General features: G+C 69.6%; 24 protein-coding genes. 18 read left to right on the top strand and 6 right to left on the bottom strand.

Annotated features, from left to right (window positions below; all coding sequences use genetic code 11):
- Positions 1-291 precede the first annotated feature (291 nt).
- The 7 genes from CVV76_RS15655 to CVV76_RS15625 all read left to right on the top strand — a co-directional run bounded on the left by CVV76_RS15655 (position 292) and on the right by CVV76_RS15625 (position 7,481).
- Entirely contained in the window at positions 292-822 is a 531-nt protein-coding gene (locus CVV76_RS15655) for a TRAP transporter small permease (protein WP_233192977.1), read from the top strand.
- Positions 815-2,119, top strand: coding sequence for a TRAP transporter large permease (locus CVV76_RS15650; RefSeq protein ID WP_102225604.1), 1,305 nt, complete (start codon positions 815-817; stop codon positions 2,117-2,119). Before CVV76_RS15655 ends, CVV76_RS15650 begins: the two co-directional genes overlap by 8 nt.
- A 25-nt stretch (positions 2,120-2,144) precedes the next feature.
- Positions 2,145-3,170 carry a TRAP transporter substrate-binding protein gene (locus CVV76_RS15645; RefSeq protein WP_102225603.1) on the top strand — a complete coding sequence of 342 codons (1,026 nt, stop codon included), beginning with the start codon at positions 2,145-2,147 and terminating at the stop codon, positions 3,168-3,170.
- A 115-nt stretch (positions 3,171-3,285) separates the two neighbouring features.
- Complete coding sequence (locus CVV76_RS15640; RefSeq protein WP_102225602.1) at positions 3,286-4,269, top strand: VOC family protein; 984 nt, start codon at positions 3,286-3,288, stop codon at positions 4,267-4,269.
- Complete coding sequence (gene mhpA / locus CVV76_RS15635; RefSeq protein ID WP_102225601.1) at positions 4,269-5,762, top strand: bifunctional 3-(3-hydroxy-phenyl)propionate/3-hydroxycinnamic acid hydroxylase MhpA; 1,494 nt, start codon at positions 4,269-4,271, stop codon at positions 5,760-5,762. The genes CVV76_RS15640 and mhpA overlap by 1 nt, the downstream gene beginning before the upstream one ends.
- Positions 5,763-5,765: 3 nt before the next feature.
- Positions 5,766-6,608: a fumarylacetoacetate hydrolase family protein gene (locus CVV76_RS15630; RefSeq protein WP_102225600.1), complete on the top strand. Its 843-nt coding sequence runs from the start codon at positions 5,766-5,768 to the stop codon at positions 6,606-6,608.
- 51 nt (positions 6,609-6,659) lie between these two features.
- Positions 6,660-7,481, top strand: coding sequence for a DNA-binding transcriptional regulator (locus CVV76_RS15625; RefSeq protein ID WP_102225599.1), 822 nt, complete (start codon positions 6,660-6,662; stop codon positions 7,479-7,481).
- 3 nt (positions 7,482-7,484) lie between these two features.
- Here CVV76_RS15625 and CVV76_RS15620 read toward each other — a convergent pair whose 3' ends face one another.
- The 5 genes from CVV76_RS15620 to CVV76_RS15605 all read right to left on the bottom strand — a co-directional run bounded on the left by CVV76_RS15620 (position 7,485) and on the right by CVV76_RS15605 (position 13,467).
- Positions 7,485-8,021: a carboxymuconolactone decarboxylase family protein gene (locus CVV76_RS15620; protein WP_102225598.1), complete on the bottom strand. Its 537-nt coding sequence runs from the start codon at positions 8,019-8,021 to the stop codon at positions 7,485-7,487.
- Positions 8,022-8,170: 149 nt separating this feature from the next.
- Positions 8,171-11,296, bottom strand: a complete 3,126-nt coding sequence (locus CVV76_RS15615; RefSeq protein WP_102225597.1) for an efflux RND transporter permease subunit — start codon at positions 11,294-11,296, stop codon at positions 8,171-8,173.
- A 10-nt stretch (positions 11,297-11,306) separates the two neighbouring features.
- Positions 11,307-12,452, bottom strand: a complete 1,146-nt coding sequence (locus CVV76_RS15610) for an efflux RND transporter periplasmic adaptor subunit (protein ID WP_146010304.1) — start codon at positions 12,450-12,452, stop codon at positions 11,307-11,309.
- A 77-nt stretch (positions 12,453-12,529) separates the two neighbouring features.
- Entirely contained in the window at positions 12,530-12,796 is a 267-nt protein-coding gene (locus tag CVV76_RS24705) for a hypothetical protein (protein ID WP_146010303.1), read from the bottom strand.
- Between the two features lie 62 nt (positions 12,797-12,858).
- A complete protein-coding gene (locus CVV76_RS15605) occupies positions 12,859-13,467 on the bottom strand; it encodes an SH3 domain-containing protein (protein WP_102225595.1) in 609 nt (202 codons plus the stop codon).
- Between the two features lie 162 nt (positions 13,468-13,629).
- Between CVV76_RS15605 and CVV76_RS15600 the strand changes: the two genes are divergently transcribed.
- The 11 genes from CVV76_RS15600 (at position 13,630) to yihA (ending at position 23,985) form a co-directional block, all read left to right on the top strand.
- Positions 13,630-14,367 carry a response regulator gene (locus tag CVV76_RS15600; RefSeq protein ID WP_102225637.1) on the top strand — a complete coding sequence of 246 codons (738 nt, stop codon included), beginning with the start codon at positions 13,630-13,632 and terminating at the stop codon, positions 14,365-14,367.
- Position 14,368: 1 nt separating this feature from the next.
- A complete protein-coding gene (locus tag CVV76_RS15595; protein WP_102225594.1) occupies positions 14,369-15,754 on the top strand; it encodes a sensor histidine kinase in 1,386 nt (461 codons plus the stop codon).
- Positions 15,755-15,889: 135 nt separating this feature from the next.
- The gene (locus CVV76_RS15590) at positions 15,890-16,624 is read left to right on the top strand and encodes an SDR family oxidoreductase (protein ID WP_102225593.1); all 735 of its coding nucleotides are present in this window, start codon (positions 15,890-15,892) and stop codon (positions 16,622-16,624) included.
- A 251-nt stretch (positions 16,625-16,875) separates the two neighbouring features.
- Entirely contained in the window at positions 16,876-17,010 is a 135-nt protein-coding gene (gene rpmH, locus CVV76_RS15585; protein ID WP_102225592.1) for a 50S ribosomal protein L34, read from the top strand.
- Positions 17,011-17,049: 39 nt separating this feature from the next.
- Entirely contained in the window at positions 17,050-17,550 is a 501-nt protein-coding gene (gene rnpA, locus CVV76_RS15580; protein WP_102225591.1) for a ribonuclease P protein component, read from the top strand.
- Positions 17,547-17,876: a membrane protein insertion efficiency factor YidD gene (gene yidD, locus CVV76_RS15575; RefSeq protein ID WP_102225590.1), complete on the top strand. Its 330-nt coding sequence runs from the start codon at positions 17,547-17,549 to the stop codon at positions 17,874-17,876. The genes rnpA and yidD overlap by 4 nt, the downstream gene beginning before the upstream one ends.
- Positions 17,869-18,783 (top strand): tRNA 2-thiocytidine(32) synthetase TtcA, encoded by a 915-nt coding sequence (ttcA, locus tag CVV76_RS15570; protein ID WP_233192976.1) that lies wholly within the window; start codon positions 17,869-17,871, stop codon positions 18,781-18,783. The genes yidD and ttcA overlap by 8 nt, the downstream gene beginning before the upstream one ends.
- Positions 18,784-18,861: 78 nt before the next feature.
- Complete coding sequence (locus CVV76_RS15565) at positions 18,862-20,415, top strand: bifunctional diguanylate cyclase/phosphodiesterase (RefSeq protein WP_233192975.1); 1,554 nt, start codon at positions 18,862-18,864, stop codon at positions 20,413-20,415.
- A gap of 314 nt (positions 20,416-20,729) precedes the next feature.
- Positions 20,730-22,592: a membrane protein insertase YidC gene (gene yidC, locus CVV76_RS15560; RefSeq protein ID WP_102225589.1), complete on the top strand. Its 1,863-nt coding sequence runs from the start codon at positions 20,730-20,732 to the stop codon at positions 22,590-22,592.
- Entirely contained in the window at positions 22,589-23,338 is a 750-nt protein-coding gene (locus tag CVV76_RS15555; RefSeq protein ID WP_102225588.1) for an MOSC domain-containing protein, read from the top strand. Before yidC ends, CVV76_RS15555 begins: the two co-directional genes overlap by 4 nt.
- Positions 23,338-23,985: a ribosome biogenesis GTP-binding protein YihA/YsxC gene (gene yihA, locus CVV76_RS15550; RefSeq protein ID WP_102225587.1), complete on the top strand. Its 648-nt coding sequence runs from the start codon at positions 23,338-23,340 to the stop codon at positions 23,983-23,985. Before CVV76_RS15555 ends, yihA begins: the two co-directional genes overlap by 1 nt.
- 167 nt (positions 23,986-24,152) lie before the next feature.
- Here yihA and CVV76_RS15545 read toward each other — a convergent pair whose 3' ends face one another.
- Positions 24,153-24,725: a DUF1285 domain-containing protein gene (locus CVV76_RS15545; protein WP_233192974.1), complete on the bottom strand. Its 573-nt coding sequence runs from the start codon at positions 24,723-24,725 to the stop codon at positions 24,153-24,155.
- Positions 24,726-24,761 lie beyond the last annotated feature (36 nt).

Below are 24,761 nucleotides of genomic sequence, written 5' to 3'. Positions count from 1 at the left end.
GTGGCAGGCACCGAAGCGCGCCCGCCTTCGCGTCCGATGGCCGCGGATGTTCGCGCCTTGCGCCGCAGGCGGGCGGTGGACCAGCGCGGTCAGGTGTCCGCCAGGCGGACGCCTTGGCAACTCCATGTGTATTCCCGCGCCCGCCGGGCCAGACAGGAGCCAGGGAGACCAGCGAGGGCCGGGAGGGACCATGCGACAGGACGCGCCAAGTGCGCCACGGGCATTTTCGTGCCGGTGGTCCGGCGCCTGCATCCGTGCGGGCGGGCCGGGGCCGGTGGTGAGGAGGCCGCGATGGGCGGAACAATGAGCCCGCGTGACAAGACGCCCCCTGGCAAGACGACCCGTTCCAAGGCGCCCCGTGTCTCGACCGTCTTCCTCGCTGCGGCGGCGGGCTGCTTCATGCTGGGCGCCGGGGTGACGGTGGCCGACGTGGTGCTGCGCGCCGTGGCGGGCCGGAACGTGCCCGCCGCGATCGAGACGACCTCTCTGCTGATCGGGCTGGGCGCGCTGCTGTCCATCCCGGTGAGCTATGCCATGCGCACCCATGTCACCGCGCGCCTGCTGTCCGAGATGGCGCCGGGCCGCTTTGCACGGCCGCTGGGGCGGTTCGGGGCGCTGATGCAGCTGCTCTTCGCCGGGGTGCTGTGCGCGATCATGGCGGTGAACCTGTGGCAGAAGTGGGCCTCGCCCGAGCGGACGCCCGACCTGAACCTGCCGATGCCGCCGCTCTGGGCAGTCGTGGCGCTGACCTTCCTTGCCGCGCTGGTCGCCGCGCTGGCGGGGCTCGTGCTGGAATGGCGGAGGCACGGGCACGATGGGTAGCGGGCTGATGCTGGGCGGCGTGGGTTTTGCCGCAGCGATCGCGATGATCCTGATGGAAGTGCCGGTCGCGGTGGCGATGGGTCTTGTCGGGCTGGGTGGCGCGGCGCTGGTGATCGGGGTGCAGGGCGCCGAGGCGATCGGCGCGACCACGGTGTGGGACAGCGTGACCAACTACACGCTGGCGATGCTGCCGCTCTTCGTGCTGATGGGCAACCTCGCGGCGCAATGCGGGCTGTCGAGCCGTCTCTACCGGTCTATGTCGGTGCTGATCGGACATCGGCGCGGGGGCCTTGCGCTGGCCACCATCGGCGCCTCGGCAGGGTTCGGGATGATCTCGGGTTCGTCGCTGGCGACCACGGCCACGATGGGGCGCATCGCCCTGCCCGAGATGCAGGCGGCCGGCTATTCGCGCGCGCTCAGCGCGGGCAGCATCGCCGCGGGCGGCACGCTGGGAATCCTGATCCCGCCGTCGACGGTGCTGGTGATCTACGCCTTCATCGCCGAGCAGTCGATCCGTGCCCTCCTGCTGGCCACGGCGGGGCCGATCGTGGTGGCGGTCACGCTCTACTGTCTCGCGATCTGGATACCGATCCGGCTGGGTGTCTCGGACGCGCCGGACATCGCCCGCGCCGCACGGGCCGAACGGCGGGCCGCGGTGAAGGACCTTGCCCCGCCGGTGGGGGTGTTTGCCCTGATCATGGGCGGGCTCTATTCCGGCGCCTTCACGGCGAACGAGACCGCGGCGATCGGGGCGGCGGTGGTGCTGGGCTACGGCGTGCTGGCCCGCCGGCTGTCGTGGCGGGGGTTCTTCGCGGCCTCGATGGATACCGCACTGACCTGCGGGGCGCTCTACCTCGTGCTGATCGGGGCGAACCTCTTCAACTTCTTCCTCGCCCTGTCAGGGTTGCCCTTCGCGCTGACCGGGTTGTTCTCGGGGATCCTGGGGACACCCACGCTGGTGATCCTGCTGATGTTCGCGATCTACCTGTTCCTCGGCACGCTGATGGACAGCCTTGCGATGCTGCTGCTGACCGTGCCGCTGTTCGTGCCGATCGCCAAGGCCGCGGGGATCGACCTGGTGTGGTTCGGCGTCTTCGCGGTGATGGTGGTCGAGATGGGGCTGATCACGCCGCCGGTGGGGATGAACCTCTTCGTTCTCAAGACCACCCAGCCCGACATTCGCATGACAGAGCTCTGGCGCGGCGTGGCGCCCTTCGTGATGGCCGACGTGATTCGCATGGGGATCGTCATCGCCTTCCCGGTCATCGTCACCTGGCTGCCCTACACCGCCTTCTGAACCGGACAAAAAGGGAGGAGACCCAATGTTCGACCGAGTGCTGAAAGCCGCCGCCGCCGCGGCGCTCCTGCTGGCGCCTCTGATCGCGCCGGGCGTAGCTGCGGCCCGCGAGATGCGGGTGTCGAGCTTCGAGCCGCCGCAGGGCTTCTATTCGGCCAAGATCCTGCAGGTCTGGATCGACAAGGTGAACGCCAAGCTGTCGAAGGGCAATGCGTTCAAGCTTTATCCCGGGTCGATCCTGGGCGCACCGCCGGCGCAGGCGGATCTCGTGAAGGCGGGGGTGGCCGATGTGGCGCTGGTGGTGCCGACCTACACGCCCGGGGTCTTTCCGATGACCGGGGTGGTCGAGGTCCCGGGGCTGGTGAAAAGCTCGGCCCAAGGGACGGCCGTTCTGAATGCGTTGCAGGCCGACGGCGCGCTGAAGAAGGAATACGCCGATTACAAGGTGATCGCGCTGTTCACGACGCCGGGCTACCGGTTCCTGATGACCAGGCCGGGCCTCGATACCCCGGCCGCGATGAAGGGGCTGAAGCTGCGCTCTCCCTCCAGCTTCGGGTCGACGCTGCTGGGGCTGGTCGGCGCCTCGGGCGTGTCGATCCCGGCGCCGCAGGTCTACGAGAACCTCGAGCGCGGGGTGGTGTCGGGCGCGGTCTGGGTGATGGATGCCTACCGTACCTTCCGCCTCTACGAGGTCGCGCCCTATGTCGTCGACACCCGCGTCACCGCCTCGCCGATGGCGATCCTGATGAACCGCAACACCTACAACGCCCTCCCCGGGGCCGACCGCAAGGTGATCGACGAGATGTCAGGCAAGGCCGCGGCCACCTGGATCTCGGATGTGGTCGACACGACCGACGCGGCGATCGCCAAGACCTTCCACGAGAATCCCAAGATCCATTTCGTCACCCTCTCCGACGCCCAGCAGACGGCGTGGGACACCGCGCTGAAAGGCGCGTCTGCGGCCTGGGTCGCGGCGCAGACCGACAAGGCCGGGGCCAGGAAGGTCTTGAAGGAGGCCGAGCAGGTCTCGGCCGCCAACGCGCCGAAATGACGGCAGGCCCCGTCCGCCCAGCGGACGGACGGGGCGGCGGCCCGGCACGCCCGGCAGGTCCGGGCTAGTCTGGGCGACATCACGAACACCGGCCAACCTTCAGGAGGGCGCAACCATGGCAATCTGTGCACTGGGCTATCTGGGCGTGCGGTCCGACCGCCTCGACGACTGGTCCGATTTCGCGGGCCGGCTCCTCGGGATGCAGACGATCGACCGGGGCGGCAAGGCGCTGGCCTTCCGGATGGACGACCGGGTGCAGCGCCTCCTCGTCTCGGACGAGCCGGGCGAGACGCTGGCCTTCCTCGGGTTCGAGGTCTCGGACGCCGCCGACCTGCAACATTATGCGGGCCGTCTCGACGCCGCGGGGGTCGAGGTGCACGCGGGCACCGGCGCGCTGGCCGACCGCCGCTTCGTCCGCGACATGATCTGGTTTCACGACCCGATGGGCAACCGGGTGGAGCTTTTTCACGCGCCGATGATCGCCGACGATCCCTTCGTTCCGGGCCGGCCGATCGACGGCTTCCTGACCGGGCCGCTCGGGATGGGCCATGCCGTGCTGCACGTGCAGGACATCGAGGTGATGATGCCATTCTACCGCGATCACCTCGACTTTCGCGTCTCGGACTTCGGGCTGAAACCCTATGGCCTCTACTTCTTCCACCTCAATGCGCGGCACCATTCCTTCGCGATGGTGGGGTCGGGGCAGCAGGGGTTTCACCACTTCATGGTGGAGTTCCGGAACCTCGACGACGTGGGCCAGGGCTTCGACCTCGCCCAGCAGGAAGAGGGACGCGTGGCCTATACCCTCGGCCGCCATACCAACGATTACATGACCAGCTACTACGCCAACTCTCCCTCCGGCTTCTTCGTCGAGAACGGGTGGGGCGGGCGCCAGATCGAGCCGGAGACATGGGTGCCGCACGAAACCCACGACGGCCCCAGCTTCTGGGGACACGAGCGGCTCTATCTCTCCGAGGAGGGCGGGCGGAAGCGGCTGCGCGACATGCGCCTCGACGCGGCGGCGAGGGGGCGGCGGGCGCCGCCGCTGGTGGAATGCCCATGGCTCTACGATGCGCTTCTCAGGGAAGGGCGGGGCTGATGGAAGAGTACGACGTCGCGATCGTGGGCTATGGCCCGACCGGCGCCACGCTGGCGCATCTTCTGGCGCAATGCGGGCTGAAAGTGCTGGTGCTGGAACGCGAGAATGCCGCCTACCATCTGCCGCGCGCGGTGCATTTCGACGGCGAGGTGATGCGCGTCTTCCAGTGGGCCGGCATTGCCGAGGCGCTGGAGCCGCTGACCCGTGCCAACCCCGGGATGCGGTTCGTCGATGCCACGGGCAGGCTGCTGCTCGACTGGCCGCGGCCGCAGGGCGAGGGGCCGCAGGGCTGGCGCGCAAGCTATCGCTTCCACCAGCCGGATCTTGAACGCCTTCTGCGCGCCGGGCTGGCCGAGCGGCCTGAGGTGACGGTGCGTGCCCGCTGCGAGGCCTTCCTCGTCGAGGATCGCGGCGACATGGTGGAATTGCGGTTCGAGGACATGGCGCGCGGCCGGGTGGAGCGCGCGCGGGCCGCCTTCGTCGTCGGCTGCGACGGGGCGCGCTCTCTGGTGCGGCGCTTCATCGAGACGGGGATGGAGGATCTGGGCTTTCACGAGCGCTGGCTGGTGGTCGACACGATCCTGCGCGCCGACAAGCCCGCGCTCGGCGACCACTCGATCCAGTATTGCGTGCCCGAGCGCCCGGCCACCTATGTCCGCGGGCCGGGCCCGCGGCGGCGGTGGGAGATCACGGTGCTCCCCGGAGAGGACTCCGCCGAGGTGGCGCGCCCGGAACGGGTGTGGGAGCTTCTGTCGGATTGGCTGACCCCGGAGGAGGCGGAGCTGGAGCGCACCGCGGTCTACACCTTCCATTCGCTGGTGGCCGAGGAGTGGCGTCGCGGGCGGCTCCTGCTGGCGGGCGACGCTTGCCACCAGACCCCGCCCTTCATGGGGCAGGGCATGTGCGCGGGGATCCGCGACGTGGCCAACCTCTACTGGAAGCTGGCGCTGATCTGCCGCGGCGCCGTGGTGGGGGACGCGGCCGACGCGCTGCTGCAAAGCTATGCGACGGAGCGCAAGCCGAATGCCCGGGAATACATCCGCACGGCGGTGCGGCTGGGCGGCCTGATCAACACCTGCGGCACCGAGGAGGCCCTGCGCGCGGCGCTTCCCGGCGTGGGGGGGACCGCGCGAATGGAAAGCATCGCGCCGCCGATCGGGCCGGGGCTCGGGCTGGGCGAGGGGGCCGGGCGTCTCTTCGGGCAGCCCCGGCTGGCCGATGGCCGGCGGCTTGACGCGGCCTTCCCGCACCGCTGGGTCGTGGTGGCCGAGGCAGACCTTGCGCAGGGTCTCAACCTGCCGCCCGGCGCGGTGCTGGTCACGTCCGAGACCTCTGACGCGGCCGACCACCTTGCCCGGCTGGGCGCCCGCGCCGCGGTGCTGCGCCCCGACCGCCAGACGCTGGGCACAGCGGACACACCCGAAGGGCTGGCCGCGCTGGTGGCGCGGATCCTGCCCGCCCCGATCGACATCCATGAACAGGAGATGGTCTGACCAATGAAACTGTGTTCCTTCACCCATGCCGGCCGCGCAGGCCATGGCCTTGTCACCGGGGGCGGCATCGTCGATCTCTCGACCCGCTTCGACGCCCCGACCCTGCGCGACTTCCTCGCCGCGGGCCTCGTGCCCGAGGCCGCGAAGCTGGCCGATGCGGCGCCGGACCTGACGCTTGATCAGGTCACCCTCGACCCGGTGATCCCGAACCCCGACAAGATCATCTGCGTTGGCCTTAACTACCATGACCACATCCAGGAGACGGGGCGCGAGGAGACGCCGAACCCGGTTCTCTTCCCCCGCTACGCGGGCAGCCAGGTCGGCCATGGCGCGCCGCTGATCAAGCCGCTGGAATCGGACATGTTCGACTACGAGGGCGAGCTGGCCGTGATCATCGGCACGGGCGGGCGGCGGATTTCCGAGGCGGACGCGCTTTCCCATGTCGCGGGCTATGCCTGCTACAACGACGCCTCGGTGCGCGACTGGCAGAAGCACACGCACCAGTTCATGCCCGGCAAGACCTTCGCCGGCACCGGCGGCTTCGGCCCCTGGATGGTGACGGCGGACGAGATCCCCGATCCGGCCGCGCTTCACCTTCAGACCCGGCTGAACGGCGAGGTCGTGCAGGATACCGACGTCGCGCTGTTGATCGCCACGATCCCGCGGCTGATCGCCTATTGCTCGACCATCCTGCCGCTGTTACCGGGGGACGTGATCGTATCCGGCACGCCCGGGGGGGTGGGCGCGCGCCGCACGCCGCCGCTCTGGATGAAGGACGGCGATGTCTGCGAGGTCGAGATCTCGGGTATCGGCACGCTGTCGAACCCGGTGGCCGCCGAGGCCTGAGGACAGGACCCGGGGGCTTTGCCCGCGCCCGGCGTCATGCAAGGATGCGCCATGACGGAGGAGACCCCCAAGACGACCGGCCACGCGGCGGGCCGCACCGCAGGGCGCAGGCCGCCCGATGCCGTGCGCGCCCTGACGCGCGGCCTGTCGATCCTGCGCAAGATCAACGCCATGGGCGAGGCCCGCCCGGGAGAGCTTGCGGCGGCATTGGGGATCCCGCGGCCCACCGTCTACCGCCTGCTCGAGACGCTGGAGGACGCGGGCTATGTCGCCTGGTCGCCGACCTCGAACCGGGTGCGGGTGACGCCGCTGGCGGCCTCGCTGGGCGATGGCCACGCCAGCCGCTCGGCGATCTGCCTTGCGGCCGGGCCGATCCTGGCCGAATTCGACAGGCAGCTGGTCTGGCCGATCGACCTGTCGGTCTACGAGAATGCCGCCATGGTGATCCAGGAAACCACGCACGGCCGCTCGCCTTTGTCGATCGACCGGGCGATGATCGGTTACCGGCTGCCGATGCTGCGCACCTCGGCGGGGCGCGCCTACCTTGCCTTCTGCGGCGAGGAGAAACGCGCGCTGATCCTTGCCCATCTGGCGCGGCTGGGCGACCCCGCCGATCAGCCGTTCCTCGAACCCGCCCGGTTGAGCAGGCTGCTCGACCAGGCGCGTCGCGACGGGGTGGCGCTGCGCGACGCGGGGGAATTCCGGCCGCAGACCGCCTCCATCGCCGCACCGGTGATGAAGGACGGCAGCGTCGCCGCCTGCGTCTCGCTGATCTGGATCAGCTCGGCCATGGCGGGGGCGAAGGCGATGGCCGGCTACGGCCCGCCGCTGATCGACCTGGCGGGCCGCATCTCCGCCGCGATCTCGGCCTGAGGGTCACAGCGGCGCGCGCGCCAGCTCCGCCGCGACACCGGCATCGACCGGGGTGTCGTAGGTCATCAGCAGGTACCCGAGGACAGAATAGAACCCCACCGTCGCGACCAGGTCGAACACTGCCTTCCGCCCGATCGCCGCGGCCAGCTCCGCCTCTTGCGAAGGGCTCAGGCGGCGGTCGTCGATCAGCGCGTCGACCGCGCGGGCGATCAGGCCGTCCTCGCCTTCGGGCAGGCCCTTCAGCGCCAGGATACGGGTGTCGGCAAAGCCCAGCTTGCGGGCGCGGCTGACATGATGGGCCCATTCGTAGGCCGCCCCCATCCTGTGCGCGACCCGCAGGATCACCACCTCCGACCGTTCCGCCCCCAGTGCGCTATCGAGGACGACATGCTGACGCAGCGGCGCCCAGGCGCGCAGCAGCGCCGGGTGATGCGCCATCACGCGGTAGACGTCCAGCCGCCCGGCGAAGCCCTCGCGCAGGTCGGCGATCTCTTCGGGCCAGTCGGCATCCGGGATCGGCGGGCAGGGGCTTTCTGGCATCGGATCCTCTCCTTCGGCACGGGCGCAGCTAACCGCGCGCGTGAATGAAGATGAAGATCCGATCCGCCGCTGTCCATCGTGCGGACGTCCATTTGGTGGACCTCCACAGTGCGGGCCTCCACAGTGCGGACTGCGGCGGATCGGTATGATCAGCCCGCGCGGCGCCGGGCCAGCCATTCCTCGATCTGGCGGAACAGCACGAACATCGCCGGCACCACGAAGAGACCCAGCGCCGTGGACACCAGCATCCCGCTGATCACCGAGATGCCGATCGACTTCGACGCGTTGGCGCCCGCGCCGCTGGCCAGCACGAGGGGCACCATGCCCAGGATGAAGGCGAGCGAGGTCATGACGATCGGCCGAAGACGTCTCCGCCCGGCGGCCAGCGCCGCGTCGATCATCGACATGTCGTGATGCAGGCGCATGTCGCGGGCGTATTCCACGATCAGGATCGCGTTCTTCGCCGCCAGCGCGATCAGCAACACCATCCCGATCTGGGTATAAAGCGTGTTCTGAAGCCCCAGCGCCAGCAGCACCCCGACCGTCCCGCTGAGCGCGATCGGCACCGACAGGATCACCGGCAGCGGCCCCAGCCAGCTTTCGTACTGCCCCGCGAGGACGAGGTAGACGAGGATCAGCGCCAGACCGAAGGCGAAATAGACCTGATTGCCCGCAACCTTTTCCTGATAGGAAAGGCCGGTCCATTCGGTCCCGACACCCGAGGGCAGGCTTTTCGCGGCCTCGTCCATGATCTGCATGACGGTGCCGGTGCTGACGGATCGGTCGCCGCGGGCCAGCAATTGCACCGCCGGGCGCAGGTTGTAGAGCGTGGCCAGCGGCGGGCCGCTGCCGTTCTCCACCGTCACGAGGCTGGAAAGCGGCACCATCTGGCCCGAGGCGTTGGGCACGGTCAGCCGGCCGATCCCCGCGGCCATCGCGCGGCTGTCGCTCTCGGCCTGGATGTAGACTTGGAAGGTCTGGCCGAAGCGGGTGAACTGGTTGACGTAGCTCGACCCGAGGTAGCCCGACAGGGCGGAATAGACGTCGGACACGTTCACGCCCATCAAGGCCGCCTTGTCGCGGTTCACATCAAGCCGGACCTGCGGCGCCTCGGGCGCCGAGGCGATGTTGACGCCGACGACGCGGGGATCCTTCTCGACCCGCGCGGCGAAGGCCTGCGCGGCCTGCGACAGACGCGCGAAATCCATGCTGCCGCCCTCGAGCGTCAGCATCATCGTGGCGCCGGCGGCGCTGCCCACGCCCTGCATCGGCGGCGGCGGAACCACCAGCGCGGTGCCGTCCGGCAGATCCTTCAGCGCCTTCGACAGGCCCAGATACATTGGCAGCAGCCCCTCGGACTTGCCGCGCTCGTCCCAGGGGTCCAGCACGATGTAGACCGCGCCCGCGCTGGCGAGGGAGGCGTTGCCGTTCAGCAGGGACACCCCGGCGATGGTGATCACGTTCGCCACCCCCGGTACCTTGTCGAGCCGCGTCCGGACCTCCTTCAGCGCGGCGTCCGTCCGCTCCAGCGAGGCCCCCGGCGGCAGCGAGACCGAGGCCACGAAATAGCCCTGGTCCTCGATCGGCAGAAAGCCCCCGGGCACCTTCGACAGCCCGACGAAGCCGAGGATCATCACCCCCGCCGCCGCGGCGCAGACGAGGTAGCGCCAGCGCAGGACCCGCGGCAGCAGCCGCATGTAGCCCCGCTCCATCCAGCCCTCGAACCGCGAGAAGCCGCGGAAGACGATGTTGCGCTCGCCCTCCGGCTTCAGCGGCTTCATCCAGAGCGCGGCCTGCACCGGCTTCAGCGTCACCGCGTTGATCGCGCTGATCAGCGCGGTCGCCGCGATCACCAGCGCGAACTGCTGGTAAAGCTGCCCCGTGAGCCCGGGCAGGAAGGCCGCGGGCAGGAAGACCGACAGAAGCACCAGCGTGATGCCGACGATGGGTGCGAAGAGCTCCTTCATCGCGTTCTCGGCCGCGACCGGGCCGGGCACCCCGGGCTTGAGCTTCTCGGCCGCGCCCTCGACCACGACTATGGCGTCGTCGACCACGATCCCGATGGCAAGGACGAGGGCGAAGAGCGTCGACATGTTGATCGTGAACCCCAGCGCCGCCATTACCGCGAAGGCGCCGATGAGGGTGACCGGCACCGTCGTGGCCGGCACCAGCGTCGCGCGCCAGTCCTGCAGGAACAGCAAGATCACGGCCAGCACGATCACGAAGGCCTCACCCAGCGTGCGCCAGACCTCGTCGACCGCGGCATTGACGAAGAGCGTGGTGTTGAACGGCACGTCGTAGCTCAGCCCCGGGGGGAAATCGCGCGCGAGGGTCTTCATCTTCGTCTCGACCGCCTTCGCCACGTCGAGCGCGTTGGCGTCGGGCAGCTGGCTGATGGCGATCGCGGCCGAGGCGCGGCCGTTGACGCGGAACACCTGTCCATAGCTCTTTGACCCCAGCTCGATCCGCGCGATGTCGCGCAGGCGGGTGACGGTCCCGGTGTCGGCGTCGGTCTTGACCACGACATTGCCGAAGCCCTTCACGTCATTCAGCCGCCCGTCGATCACGATCGGGGTCTGGAACCCCTGTCCCGTCGCGATCGGCGGCGCGCCGAGCTGCCCCGAGGCCACCACCTGGCTTTGCGCCTTGATTGCGTTCGACACGTCGGTGGGCGTCAGCCCCAGCGCCTTCATCCGGTCGGCGTTCAACCAGATCCGCATCGCGTAATCGCCCGCCCCGATGATCGACACGTCGCCCACCCCGGGCACCCGGGCCAGCGGGTCGACAAGGTTGATCTTGGCGTAATTCGCCAGGTACAGGCTGTCATACTTGGGATCCGCCCCCGACAGCGTGACGAATTCGAGGATGGAGGTGGAGCGCTTGCGCACCGTCACCCCCTGCGACTGCACCGAGGAGGGCAGTTGCGCGGTGGCGGCGTCGACCCGGTTCTGCACCAGGATCTGCGCCTTGTCGGGGTCGGTGCCGATCTCGAACGTGACGGTCAGGTTGTAGGTGCCGTCGCTGGTGGAATTCGACTGCATGTAGATCATGCCGGGGACGCCGTTGACCTGGCTCTCGATCGGCAGGCCCACCGTGTCCATCACCGTCTCGGCGCTGGCGCCGGGGTAGCGCACGCTGACCTGGATCGTCGGCGGCGTGATGTCGGGATATTGCGCGATCGGCAGCCGGGTGAAGGCCACCGCGCCCAGAAGGACGATCAGCAGCGCGATCACGTTGGCCAGCACCGGCCGCTGGATGAAGAAACGCGAGAACATCGTGCAGCCCCTAGTTCGACGTGGCGATCGTGTCGCCCGGCCGCACGCCGGACAGCACGTTCTCGACCACCCGGTCCGAGGCCTTCAGGTCGCCCTCGACCTCCTGCAAGCCGGCCTTTTGCCCGGTATCGCCGCGCTGGCCGAGCGTCACGTCGCGCCGCGTGACCTTGCCGTCCGCGCCCACCGCCAGCACATAGCTGCCGCCCTGATCTGCGCCGATCGCGCTGTCGGGCAGGAAAAGCGCATCCGGCACGGTTTCCAGCGGGATCCGCAACCGCACGAAGAGGCCCGGCAGCAGCGACCGGTCGGGGTTGTCGAAGACCGCGCGCGCCGACAGAGTGCCGGTCGCGCTGTTGGTCTGCGGCGCGATGTAGTCGAGGTGGCCCGTGACCGGGTAGCCCTTGTCGATCTGGGTCGCGGCCTCGACCTTGACGGTCGAGAGGTCCTTCAGCGTCAGGCCCCGCGCCTTGATCTGCTTGCGCAGGCGCAGCACGTCGGTGTCGGAGACCGCGAAATCCACCTCGACCGGGTCGAGCTGGACGATGGTGGCCAGCGTCGTCGTCCCGCCCTGTCCGACCAGCGCACCGACATCGGCCTCATGCGCGCTGACATAGCCGTCGAAGGGCGCGCGGATCTCGGTGTAGCCCATGTTGATCTGCGCCTGGTCGCGCTGCGCCTCGGCCGAGGTCAGCTGCGCCTGCGCCTCGTCGCGCTGGCTGCGCGCGGTATCGACCTGCGATTGCGGCACCGAGGAGGTCACCAGCTTCATGTCGCGGTCAAGTGTCCTTTGCGCATCGCTCAGCGAGGCCTGCGCTTGCGCGACGCTGGCCTCGGCCTGTTTCAGCGCGGCGCGGTAGGGGGCGGGCTCGATCACGAAGAGAAGGTCGCCCTTCTTCACCTCCTGACCGTCCTGGTAGTCGATCTTCTCCAGCGTGCCGCTGACCCGCGCCACGAGATCGACGCTGTTCACCGCCTTCACCGTGCCGGTCTCGTAGAGCGCGCGGGTGACGGGGGCGGTGACCGGCCGGACCGTGGGAACCGTCTCCTCCGCGCGCGCCTGGGCCCAGGCACAGAAGACGGCGAGCGCGGCGACGATAAGGGTGGCGGCCGCCCGGCGGGTGATTTGGCCGGCGGCCGGGGGAAGGTGGTGGCGCATCGGGGTCCCTTTCCGGAAGGCATCGAGGTCCGGGCCGGGCGCGCTCTGCGTCTCCCGGTCCCGGGTCGGGTCACGTTTCAGTGTGCCACCGGGGGCATCAACTTGGCCAGTGTCGCCTTGCAGGCCTTGTTCAGCTCGTCCCTGTGGGTCCGCATGCAGGCCGCGACCCGGCCGTCGCCGGGGCTGACGTTGCCGCAGAGCTTGCGGATATCGGGCCCGCAATTCTGCCGAAGCTCCATCTTCTCGGCGAGCGTCAGGGAGGGCGGCGGGGCCGCGGTGGCGGCAAGCGCGGGCGCCGCGGCGCCGGAAAGGAGTGCCAGGGTGATAAGGCCGGTACGGAGCATGGTCTTGTCCTGTGTGTTCCGGGGAAGGGGAAGGCGGGGGCAGGCGGGGAAGGGGCGGCGCTTCAGCGGTCGTAGACGCCGCGGCGCACCACGGTGTTGCCGCCCGGTCCGCGCACGGCGCCGACATGGGCGCAGCGGTTCGGGCCGCAGCGGGTGGAGCCGGCATGGGCCGCGCCGCCGGGGCCCACGGTGACGCCGCGGTGGGCGCAGCCGTTCGGGCCGCAGACGGTGCCGCCCGCGTGCCCCGCCCCCGCGCCGCCGTGGTAATAGGACCAGCGCCCGTACCACGGCTGGCCCACGTAATGCGCGTTCCAGTAGGCCTGGTTGAACGCCACCACCCCCAGCCCCACGATGGCGAGGGTGCCGGGAGTGAGCGGCCGAGGCGCGCCGTGGTAGGTCACCTCGACATAGCTGGCCGAGACCCATCCGCGCCCGCCGTCCCAGGCCGCATCGCACCAGCGCGTGTCGCCGGTGCAGCCATAGAGCGTGACCTGCGCGCCCGCGGGCAGCACCCGCACCACCGGATAGCCGGTGCCCGGCCCGGCCCGCAGGTTCAGCGTGCTGACCGTGACGGCGCCCGTCGCCGCCATGGCGGGCATGGCCGCCCCCAGGGTCGCCAGCGCCGCAAGGCAGGCGCCCGCCGCAAGCGCGGTGATCTTTCTCGGGTTCATCGAAGCCTCCTGAAATTCCGTGCCGGGCTCTGCCGGCGGTGTAGGGCCGGGTCTAGGCGCGCGCGGTGAACCGGGTTTGAACCGCCCATGTCGAACCGTGTCGTTTTGTTAACGGCGCCGGATTCGTTTGCCTCGCCCCGGGCGATGTCGGACACTCGGGCCATGGACATCAGCCCTGCCGCCGCCACCTCCGCCTCTCTCCTGATCGTCGAGGACGACCCGGAGATCCGCACCCTCGTCACCGCGCTGCTGGAGGGCGAGGGCTTTCAGGTCGCGGCCGCGGCCGACGTGGCCGAGGCGACGGAGCGGATGGCCGCGACCTTCCCCGACCTGCTGATCCTCGACGTCATGCTGCCGGGGGAAAGCGGGCTGTCGATCTGCCGGCGGGTCAGGGCCGCCTCGACCGTGCCGATCCTGATGCTGACCGCCCGGGGCGACGAGATCGACCGCGTGCTGGGGCTGGAACTCGGCGCCGACGACTACCTGGTGAAGCCCTTCGCCCCGCGCGAGCTGGTGGCGCGGATCCGTAGCCTGCTGCGCCGCGCGCAGATGCAGCCCTCGGCGCAGACCGAGGATCGCCGGATCCTGACCTTCGACCGCTTCGTGATCGACCTCGACGGGCGCGACCTGCGCGGGGTGGACGGGGTGCCGGTGACCCTGACCAGTGCCGAGTTCGACCTGCTTGCCACCTTCGTGCGCCGGCCGCGCCGGGTGCTCGGCCGCGACCAGCTGATCGACGCGGTCAGTGGCCGCAGCGCCGACCCGTTCGATCGCACGATCGACGTGCTGATCTCGCGCCTGCGCCGCAAGCTGGCCGAGGTGAGCCCCGGCGTCACGCTGATTTCCACGATCCGGGGCGGCGGCTACCTGTTCACCCAGGTCGTGCAGCCGCGTGGCTGAGATGGCCAGGCGGTCGCCCACGCGCTCCCTCGCTCGGCTGCGCAGGTTCGGGGCCCTGGTTGCGGCGGGGCTTCTGGCGATGTGGCTGGGGCTTCTGATCGTGGGCTATGCCGGCAGCGACTGGACCGCGCGCAGCTACGAACCCGCGCCCGCGCGGGTCGCCGCGATCGTCCGCACCGTGGAGGCGACGCCCGCGGCACGGCGCCCCGACCTGGTGCGGGCGCTGAACACGCCGATCTTCCGGGTCGCGCTCCTTCCGCCCGGGCGGGAGCGCGTCGCGGCCCCGGGGCTTGCCCATTCCGACGAGGCGCTGATGCGCCGCTATGCGCCGGCGCTGGCGGGCCACAGCTTCACCGCCGCCCGCGGCCCCGCGCCCGAGCGCGCAGGCGACCCGGTGCATTTCGGATGGCAGGGTCGGCGGCAGGTCGCCTTGCAGATCGGCCTTGCCGAGGGCGGGTTCCTGCTGATCGCGGCGACCAGCCCGATCATCGTCACCGGCTTCGGCATTCCCGTGGGCCTTATCGCCGGGGCGGCCGGCACGCTGATCTCGCTCGTCGCGCTGTGGACCCTGTGGCGCGAGATCGCGCCTCTGTCCCAGCTTGCGCGCGCGACCGAGCGGATCGACCTCTCCGGCCCCCCGGTGGCCCTGCCCGAGACCCGCGGGCAGAGCCGAGAGATCCGGGCGCTGGTGCGGGCGATCTCGGGGCTTCAGACCCGGTTGTCGGGCCTGATGCAGGCGCGGATGGCCCTCCTCGGAGGGATCTCGCACGACCTGCGCACCTTCACCACCCGCCTGCGGCTGCGGGTCGAGGCGATCCCCGACCCCGAGCAGCGCAACCGCGCCGTGGCCGATATCGAGGACATGATCCGCCTCATCGACGACGCGCTTCTCGCGGCGCGGGGCAATGACGAGGCAGAGGCGGGGGAGGAGAACCGCGAACTTGTCGATTTCGCCCAGCTGGTCCGGGCCGAGGTGGCGGGGATGGCGGAAGAGGGCATGGCCGCGACGCTTGCGCCCCGGAGCCCCGAAAGCGGGATCTACGTGATCGGCGATCCGCTGTCGCTGCGGCGCATCGTGGTGAACCTTGCGACCAACGCGCTGCGCTACGGCAAGGCGGCGCGGATCGGCCTGTCGGCCGGGGCCGGGACGGTGACGCTGCGGATCTCCGACGACGGCCCCGGCATCCCGCCCGAGGCCCGCGCGGCGCTGCTGGAACCCTTCGCGCGGGGAGAGCTGTCGCGCAGCCGCGATACCGGGGGAGCGGGCCTCGGCCTTGCCGTCGCGCGGCGGCTAGCGGAACGGCACGGCGGCAGTCTCAGCCTCGACCCGGCGGCGAACGGCGGGGCGACGGTCGCGGTGGAGCTGCCACGGTTCACCGACCTCTGACAGCGCCGGGGGCAGGGGCGTGCGCCCGCGCCGCCCGCGCTGCCCTCGCGCGATGGCGCCGATCGTGGCGCATGGCATTGCACTTTCCGCAGGTGTGGCTAGGCTCCCCCCCTTCGATGACCCGGAGGGAGCGAGATGACCGAACCGCAGAAGACCCTGGTGCTGACCGGCGCAAGCCGCGGGATCGGCCATGCTACGGTCAAGCGTTTCTCGGCCGAGGGATGGCGGGTGCTGACCTGTTCGCGCCACCCCTTCGATCCGCGCTGCCCCTGGCCCGGCGGCGAGGAGAATCACATCCAGATCGACCTGTCGGAGCCGTCGCGCACGATCGAGGCGATCGAGGTGATCCGCGAGAAGCTGAATGGCCGGCTGGACGCGCTGGTGAACAACGCGGGGATATCACCCAAGGGCGAGGGCGGATCCCGGCTCAATACGCTGGAGACCGACCTCAGGACCTGGGGGCAGGTGTTCCACGTCAATTTCTTCGCGCCGGTGGTGCTGGCGCGCGGGCTGAAGGAAGAGCTGGCGGCGGGGCGGGGCAGCGTGGTCAACGTGACCTCGATCGCCGGGTCGCGCGTGCATCCCTTCGCCGGTGCGGCTTATGCCACCTCGAAGGCCGCGCTGGCGGCGCTGACCCGGGAGATGGCGCATGATTTCGGCCCGCTCGGCGTGCGGGTGAACGCGATCGCGCCGGGCGAAGTGGAGACGGCGATCCTGTCGCCCGGAACCGAGAAGATCGTGGAAACCCTGCCGATGCGCCGCCTCGGCCAGCCCGCCGAGGTGGCCAGCGTGATCTGGTTCCTCTGTTCGCAGGACAGCGCCTATGTCTCGGGCACCGAGATCGAGGTGAACGGGGCGCAGCACGTCTGAGGCGGGCACGGCCTGGCGGGCGTTCGGCGCCGGGGGTTTCACACCCCCGGACCCCCGTGGGATATTTCCGCTCAGAAGAAGAGGAAGGGCGGGGCGCGGAGCTGCGCGGAGTCCGCGCGGCGCTTTTTTCGTGAGGGGCGCGTTGACTTGTGGGGCGAGGCTGCGTAAAGGACGGGCTTCGAATGCACGAGCTCCCGAATCCTCGCGGTTTTCTCCGCGTGTCCGCGGGGGCGATTTGACGGAGCCACGCGATGAAACGCACCTACCAACCCTCGAACCTGGTTCGCAAGCGCCGCCACGGCTTCCGCGCCCGGATGGCGACGGTCGGCGGCCGCAAGGTCCTGAACGCGCGCCGCGCCAAGGGCCGCAAGCGGCTGTCGGCGTAAGCCCGGCCTTAGGCGACCAGCCTCAGGCGAGACACGCCCATGACACCGCCGGAAATCCCGTTGGCCGCGGCGCAAGCCGAACCGGCCGGGGGCGTTCCGGCGGTTTCGTCTTGCGCGGAGCCCCCAGCATCGCAACCTGTCACCGTGCTGGCCAAGCGCGCCGATTTCCTGCGCGCGGCGCAGGCCCGGCGCCAGGGCACGGGCGGGTTCCTGCTGCAGGCCAGGCGCCGGGCGGAGACCGAGACGGCGGAGGGCATCCGCATCGGCTTCACCTGTTCCAAGAAGATCGGCAACGCGGTGACGCGCAACCGGGCCAAGCGCCGCCTGCGCGCGCTGGCGCGCGAGGTGTTGCCGCGGGCCGGGCGCGCGGGGTGGGATTACGTTCTCGTCGGTCGTCCGGGGGCGACGGTGGAGCGGCCCTTTGCCGAGATGCTGGACGATCTGCGCGGGGCGCTCGACCGGGTTCACGAGGGCACCGAGCGGGGGCGGGACCGGGGAGCAGCGAAAGGCGCCGGTCCGCGCAAGGGGCGCGGACGATGAGCCCGCTGGCCCGCATCCTGGCACTGCCGGTGCGGGGATACCGCCTGCTTCTGTCGCCCTGGGTCGGTTTCAACTGCCGCTACCAGCCGACCTGTTCCGCCTATGCGCTCGAGGCGCTGGAGCGGCACGGTGCGCTCAGGGGCGGCTGGCTTGCGCTGCGGCGGATCGGGCGCTGCCATCCGTTGGGCCGCTCGGGCTACGACCCGGTTCCCGGCGCTGATCCGGAGCATGACCGCCTGAATCACCGCAGCCTGAATCACTGCCGGGCGCCCAGCCATTCCGCCCCCGAAGATGCCCCCGAGGACAAGGCCCGTTCCGATGCTTGACGACAGCGACGAGATCCACCCGCTCTTTCACGGCGCGCCGTCGTCGACCGAGTTCCGCAAGTTGCGCAAGCGGCTGGTGCGCGAGACCCGCGCGGCGATCGAGACGTATGGCATGGTCGAGGCCGGCCTCCGCGACCCGGACGCGCCGCTGCCGAAATGGCTGGTCTGCCTCTCCGGGGGCAAGGACAGCTATACCCTGCTGGCCGTGCTGCACGAGCTGAAGTGGCGCGGCCTCCTGCCGGTCGAGCTTCTGGCCTGCAACCTAGACCAGGGGCAGCCGGGGTTTCCGGCGACGGTTCTGCCCGAGTTCCTTGAAAGGATGGGGGTGCCGCACCGGATCGAGTATCAGGACACCTATTCCATCGTCATGGACAAGGTGCCCCAGGGCCGGACCTATTGCGCGCTCTGCTCGCGGCTGCGGCGCGGCAACCTCTACCGCATCGCGCGGGAGGAGGGGTGCAGCGCCGTGGTGCTGGGTCACCACCGCGACGACATCCTCGAGACCTTCTTCATGAACCTCTTTCACGGCGGACGGCTGGCGACGATGCCGCCCAAGCTTTTGAACGAGGAGGGGGACCTGTTCGTCTATCGCCCGCTGGCCTTCGTGGCCGAGGCCGACTGCGAGAAGTTCGCGCGGGCGATGAACTATCCGATCATCCCCTGCGATCTGTGCGGCAGCCAGGACGGGCTGCAGCGCCAGCAGGTCAAGCAGATCCTGGACGGGTGGGAGGCGCGCAGCCCCGGCCGCCGGCAGGTGATGTTCCGCGCGCTGATGAATGCCCGGCCCTCGCACCTGCTTGACCCCGGGCTGTTCGACTTCGCCGGCCTGATGCGGGACCCGGCCGCCGCCGCCCCGGCACAAGCGGATTTTCCCGAAAATCCGCCGCAACTTTCCGACCGGGATTAAGAAAGCTCTCAGCCCCGCCCCGTAGCTTGCCCCTGTTCCGGGCGGCAAGGGGTGCGCCCGCAAGGACGGGGTGACGAGATGACGGAAGAATTCGGGCCGCGGGCCGCGATGTTCCTTTACCGCTGGGCGCAGCGCCTGCGCCGGCCCGAGAACCTGGCCTTCCTGCCGGCGGTGACGCTGGCGGCCTTCTGGCTGGGGGGCGAACATCACCTCGTTCTGGCGGCGCTGGGCCTGCCGCTCCTGTATCTGATGGCCGGTGCGTTCGGGGTCGACGCGCAGCCGCCCGCCGGCGCCGCGCAGGACGGCGAGACCGGGCTGATCCTGCGCGAGGGGCTGGTGGCGACCCTCGATTCGATCCTTGCGGGGGGCAGCGCGGTGGGCAAGACCTCGGCCTGTCTGGTGGTGCATCTCGACGACGCCCGGGTTCTGGCCGATCACCATGGCCATGCCGCGCGGGCCGAGGTGCTGCGCCGCTCTGCCGAGCGGCTGCAGGACGTGCTGCGCCCGGGCGACGTGGTGGCCCGGCTCGAGGGCGACAGCTTCGCCGTGGCGCTGGCCCCGGTGGGGCGGGCCGACCTGGAATCGGTGCTGCAGCTTGCGGCGCGCTTGCAGCAGGCGCTGGCCGCGCCGATCGCCATCGACGCGTTGCGGATCTACGCCACCGCCTCGATCGGCTTCTGCCAGGCGTCGCGCCTGACCGATGCCCGGGGCCGTAGTCTTCTGGATGCCGCCGAGATCGCGGCGGCCGAGGCGCTGGGCAACGGGCCGGGGGCGATTCGCGCCTGGTCGCCGGCGATGCAGCGCGCCAGCGACGATCGCGCCAGCCTGCGCGACGACCTCGCGGAGGCGCTCGATCGTGGCCAGATCCAGCCGTTCTTCCAGCCGCAGGTGTCGACCGACACCGGTAAGATCTCGGGCTTCGAGGCGCTGGCGCGCTGGGAGCATCCGCAGCGCGGAATGGTTCCCCCGGCCGAGTTCCTGCCGCTGGTGCACGAGGCCGGGCTGAGCGAGCGGCTGGGCGAGGTCGTTCTCTATGGTGCGCTGACCGCGTTGTCGGACTGGGATGCCTCGGGGCTCGATGTGCCGAACGTCTCGATCAACTTCTCGCAAGAGGAACTGTCGAACCCGCGCCTGCCCGAGCGCCTGAAGTGGGAGCTGGACCGGTTCGGCCTGTCTCCGGACCGGCTGGTCGTCGAGGTGCTGGAGACCGTGGTCGCGACCACCGACAACGACGTGGTGGTGCGCAACCTGGCGGAGCTTTCGAAGATGGGCTGTGGCATCGACCTCGACGATTTCGGGACCGGCCATGCCTCGATCGCGGCGGTCCGGCGGTTCGGCGTCGGGCGCATCAAGATCGATCGCAGCTTCGTCACCCGCTTGGACGAGGATCCGGGTCAGCAGCGCATGGTCGCGGCGATCCTGTCGATGGCGGAGCGGCTGGGGCTGGAGACGCTTGCCGAAGGGGTGGAAAGCACGGGCGAACATGCGATGCTGGCGCAGCTGGGCTGCGGCCACGTGCAGGGCTTCGGCATCGCCCGGCCGATGCGCCGCGAGATCACGGCGACCTGGATCGGCCGCCACCGCGCGCGGCAGATGGCGGCGACACCGACGCTGGGCAAGCGGGCGGGGTAGGGCCGCGCCCCAGGGCGGGCGACCCCGGCATCCGCGGTCGCCATGTGGGGTCACACCCCCGTATCCGCCGAATCTGCAGGGTTTCACACCCCCGCACCCGCCGAGTCTGCGGGGGTTTCACACCCCCGCACCCCCGTGGGATATTTCCACTCAGAAGAAAGGGCGGCGCGGCGCGTCAGCGGGGCTGGGCACGGTCTTCGGGGGTGGTTCGTGCGTGGGCGGGCACGAGAAGTGAGCCAAAACCGCTTGACCTTTGGGCCCCGCATCTGTTGAACCACGGCTGACCTTCAGACAGGACAGGTGTCGGGCCCCCTATGGACGATCAGAACAAGAACCTCATTCTCGCGACGGCGCTCAGCCTGCTGGTGATCCTCGCCTGGTTCTGGTTGTTCCCTCAGCCCGAGCCGTCGAAGACGGCGCAGGACAAGGGGACAGCCACGCAGACCGCCGCCGGGAACGACCAGTCGACGGCCAAGTCGGATGGGGCGGCCGCAACCCAGCCCGCCGAGACCGGCACCAGCGCGCCCGCGCCCCAGGCGGGCAGCGGCACTGATGCCGCCGCCTCGGTCGCCGACCGGGTTGCCAAGCTGCCGCGGATCAAGATCGAGACGCCGACGCTCGAGGGTTCCATCTCGACACTGGGCGGGCGTATCGACTCGCTCAAGCTCAAGGATTATCGCGAGACCGTCGACAAGAATTCGCCGCTGGTCGAACTGCTGAGCCCCGCCGGCAGCCCCGATCCCTATTACGCGGTCTACGGCTGGGCCCCGGGCAACGGCCTGACCGGCGCCGATGTTCCCGGCCCGAACACCGTCTGGACCGCCCCGGCTGGCGCCACGCTGAGCCCCGGCCATCCGGTCACCATGACCTGGAAGAACGACAAGGGCCTGACGTTCGAGCGGACGCTGGCGATCGACGACAAGTACATGTTCACCGTGACCCAGAAGGTCGTGAACACCGGCACCGCCGCGGCGCGGCTGGCGCCCTACGGCATCGTCGCCCGCCACGGCATCCCCAAGGGCAAGATGTACTATCTGCTCTTCGAGGGCGCCTACCAGATGGCCGACGGCAAGCTCGAGGAAATGTCCTACAAGGATCTGAGCAAGGCCGGGGCGGTGAACGGCGTGGGCGATCACGTCAAGCAGATCCCCGGCGCCTCGACCGGCTGGACCGGGATCACCTCGAAATACTTCATGACCGCACTGGTGCCCGACCAGGGCAAGAAGGCCACCCAGACCGCGCAATATGTGAACGGCAGCGACATCTACCAGGTCAGCGTGCAGGAACCCACGCAGTCGGTCGCGCCGGGCAAATCGGTCGAGACCACCACCCGGCTGTTCGCCGGCGCCAAGGTCTACGACATCCTCAAGGGCTACGAGAAGCAGGGCGTGCCGCGCTTCATCGACGCGATCGACTGGGGCTGGTTCTTCTTCCTGACCAAGCCGATCTTCCTGGTGCTGCACTTCATCCACGGCATCGTCGGCAACATGGGCCTGGCGATCATCCTCTTGACCGTGACGCTGAAGATCATCGTCTTCCCGCTGGCCTACAAATCCTACGTCTCGATGGCCCGGATGAAGGAGCTTCAGCCCGAGATCGAGAAGCTGAAGGAGAAGGCCGGCGACGACCGCGCCAAGCTGCAGAAGGAGATGATGGGTCTCTACAAGGAGAAGAAGGTGAACCCCGCCGCGGGCTGCCTGCCGATCCTGATCCAGATCCCGATCTTCTTCTCGCTCTACAAGGTGATCTACGTCACGATCGAACTGCGCCACGCCGCCTTCATCGGCTGGATCCGCGACCTCTCGTCGCCCGATCCCTCGTCGATCCTGAACCTCTTCGGGCTGCTGCCCTGGAACGTGCCGCCGGTGGATTCGCCGATCCACATCATCTCGCTCGGGGTGCTGCCGATCCTGCTCGGCATCTCGATGTGGCTGCAGCAGAAGCTGAACCCGGCCCCCGCGGATCCGACGCAGAAGATGATCTTTGCCTGGATGCCCTGGGTGTTCATGTTCATGCTCGGGTCGTTCCCGTCGGGCCTCGTGCTCTACTGGATCACCAACAACACGATCACCTTCACCCAGCAGTACATCATCATGCGCAGCCACGGGGCGAAGCCCGACGTGTTCGGCAACATCAGATCGGGCTTCAATCGCAAGAAGAAGGCGGAGGGGAAATGAGCGCCACGCTCGCCCATATCTTCCGCCACCCGATCAAGGCCCACGGACGCGAGGAACTCGCGTCCGTTTGCCTTTCGGAAGGCGCCTGCCTGCCTTGGGACAGGCACTGGGCCGTCGCGCACGAGGCGGCGAAACTGCCGGCGGAGGGCGGCTGGGCCCATTGCGCCAATTTCTCGCGCGGGGCCAAGGCCCCTGCGCTGATGGCGATCTCGGCCGCGCTGGACGAGGGGACGGGGCGGCTCACGCTGACCCATCCAGACCGCCCGGCGCTTGAGATCGACCCCGACGCGGACACCGCGGCCTTCCTCGACTGGGTGGCGCCGCTGATGCCAGCGAACCGCGCGGCCTCCGCCGCCATCGTGCGGGCCCCGGGGCGTGGGATGACCGACAGCGATTTCCCCTCGGTCGCCGTACTGAACATGGCGTCGAACCGGGCGCTGGGGGCGCATCTCGGCCAGGATCTCGATCTTCACCGCTGGCGTGGCAATCTCTGGCTCGACGGGCTCGAGGCGTGGGTCGAGGTCGATTGGCCGGGCCGGACCCTGCGGATCGGCGAGGCCGAGCTGAAGATCGAGGAACGCATCACGCGCTGCAGGGCGACCACGGCGAACCCCGCCACGGGCAAGGTCGACGCCGACACATTGGGCGGCCTGCGCGCGATCGGACAGGGACAGGAGATGGGCCTTTACGCCATCGTGACCAAGGGCGGCCGGATCGCCCGTGGCGACAAGGTCGAGGTGCTCTGATGCTGCCCTTCCCGCTGGCCGAGGAACCCGAAGACGACGCCCGCGAGGCCGGCCGACTGCTGTTCGCCGGGCCCGTGGATTTCGTCAAGGGCGTGGTCGCGATGGATGGCCTGCCGCCTCCCGACCGGATCGAAGTCTGCTTCGCCGGGCGCTCGAACGTCGGCAAATCCAGCCTGATCAACGCGCTGACCGGGCGCAAGGGAATCGCGCGCGCCTCGAACACCCCGGGCCGCACGCAGGAGATCAACTTCTTCGCGCTGGGAGAACAGGGCTACCTCGTCGATCTGCCGGGCTATGGCTTCGCCAACGCGCCGGTGGCGGTGGTGGCGAAATGGCAGGCGCTGCTGAAATCCTACCTCGCGGGCCGCGTTACGCTGCGGCGCGCCTTCGTGCTGATCGACGCGCGTCATGGCGTGAAGAAGGTCGACCAGGAGATCATGGAGCTTCTCGACCGCGCCGCCGTGACCTTCCAGGTGGTAATGACCAAGGCCGACAAGATGGGCTCCGGCGGCCTTGCCAGGACCCTTGACCAGACCCGCGCGGCGCTGGCGAAACATCCCGCGGCGTACCCTGAGATCGTCGTGACCTCGTCGGAGAAGGGCGAGGGTATCGCGACGCTCCGCGCCATCATCGCAGGGCTGGAATAGTCAAGGCCGGGGGCTTCGCGCCCCCGGACCCCCGCGGAGTATTTCCACAAGAAAGATCCGGGGTGAGGTAGCCCTTGCTTCTTTCTTGCCAGCAATACTCCGGGGGTGTGGGGGCTGCGCCCCCACCGAAGCAAATGCCTTGCGCGCCGGGGGCGCGCGCCGCCGGATCAGGCAAGCTCCGCGGAGGGGATGACGGGAAAGAATTCCCCGCCCGACCACAGCCCGAACCAGCTTTCACCTGCCCGTTCCTCGTGCGTGCCCAGGTCGACAAGCCGGTAAAAGCTCTTGCGGTCGATCAGCGCCTCGAGGTTGGCGCGTACCAGCACATAGGGCGAAGGCTCCCCTGTCTCGGGATCTCGGACCACGCGGATCGGGTGGTCGGGGCCTGCCGTCACGCGGTCCTCGACATGGGTGGTGAAGGTCAGCCGCTGGTCGCGCCCGGTGCCCTCCGCCTCCACGTCGACCGCGACGAAGGGGGCGTCCTCGACGGTGATCCCGACCTTCTCGACCGGTGTGACGAGGAAGTAGTCGTTGCCGTCCTTGCGCAAGATCGACGAGAACAGCTTCACCAGCCCGTGCCGTCCGATCGGGGTGCCGAGGTAGTACCACGTCCCGTCGCGCGCGATCCGCATGTCGAGGTCGCCGCAGAACGGCGGATTCCACAGGTGGACCGGCGGCGGGCCTTTCTTCGCTGCCTTGCCCGCAGCCGATGCGAGGCTTTCCGCCGACGCACCGGGCATGTTCTTTTCTTCCGCCCCTTTTGTCATTTGTGCCCC

Source organism: Acidimangrovimonas sediminis (assembly GCF_002871005.1).
GTDB lineage: Bacteria > Pseudomonadota > Alphaproteobacteria > Rhodobacterales > Rhodobacteraceae > Acidimangrovimonas > Acidimangrovimonas sediminis.
This window is presented reverse-complemented; position numbering and strand designations above follow the sequence as displayed.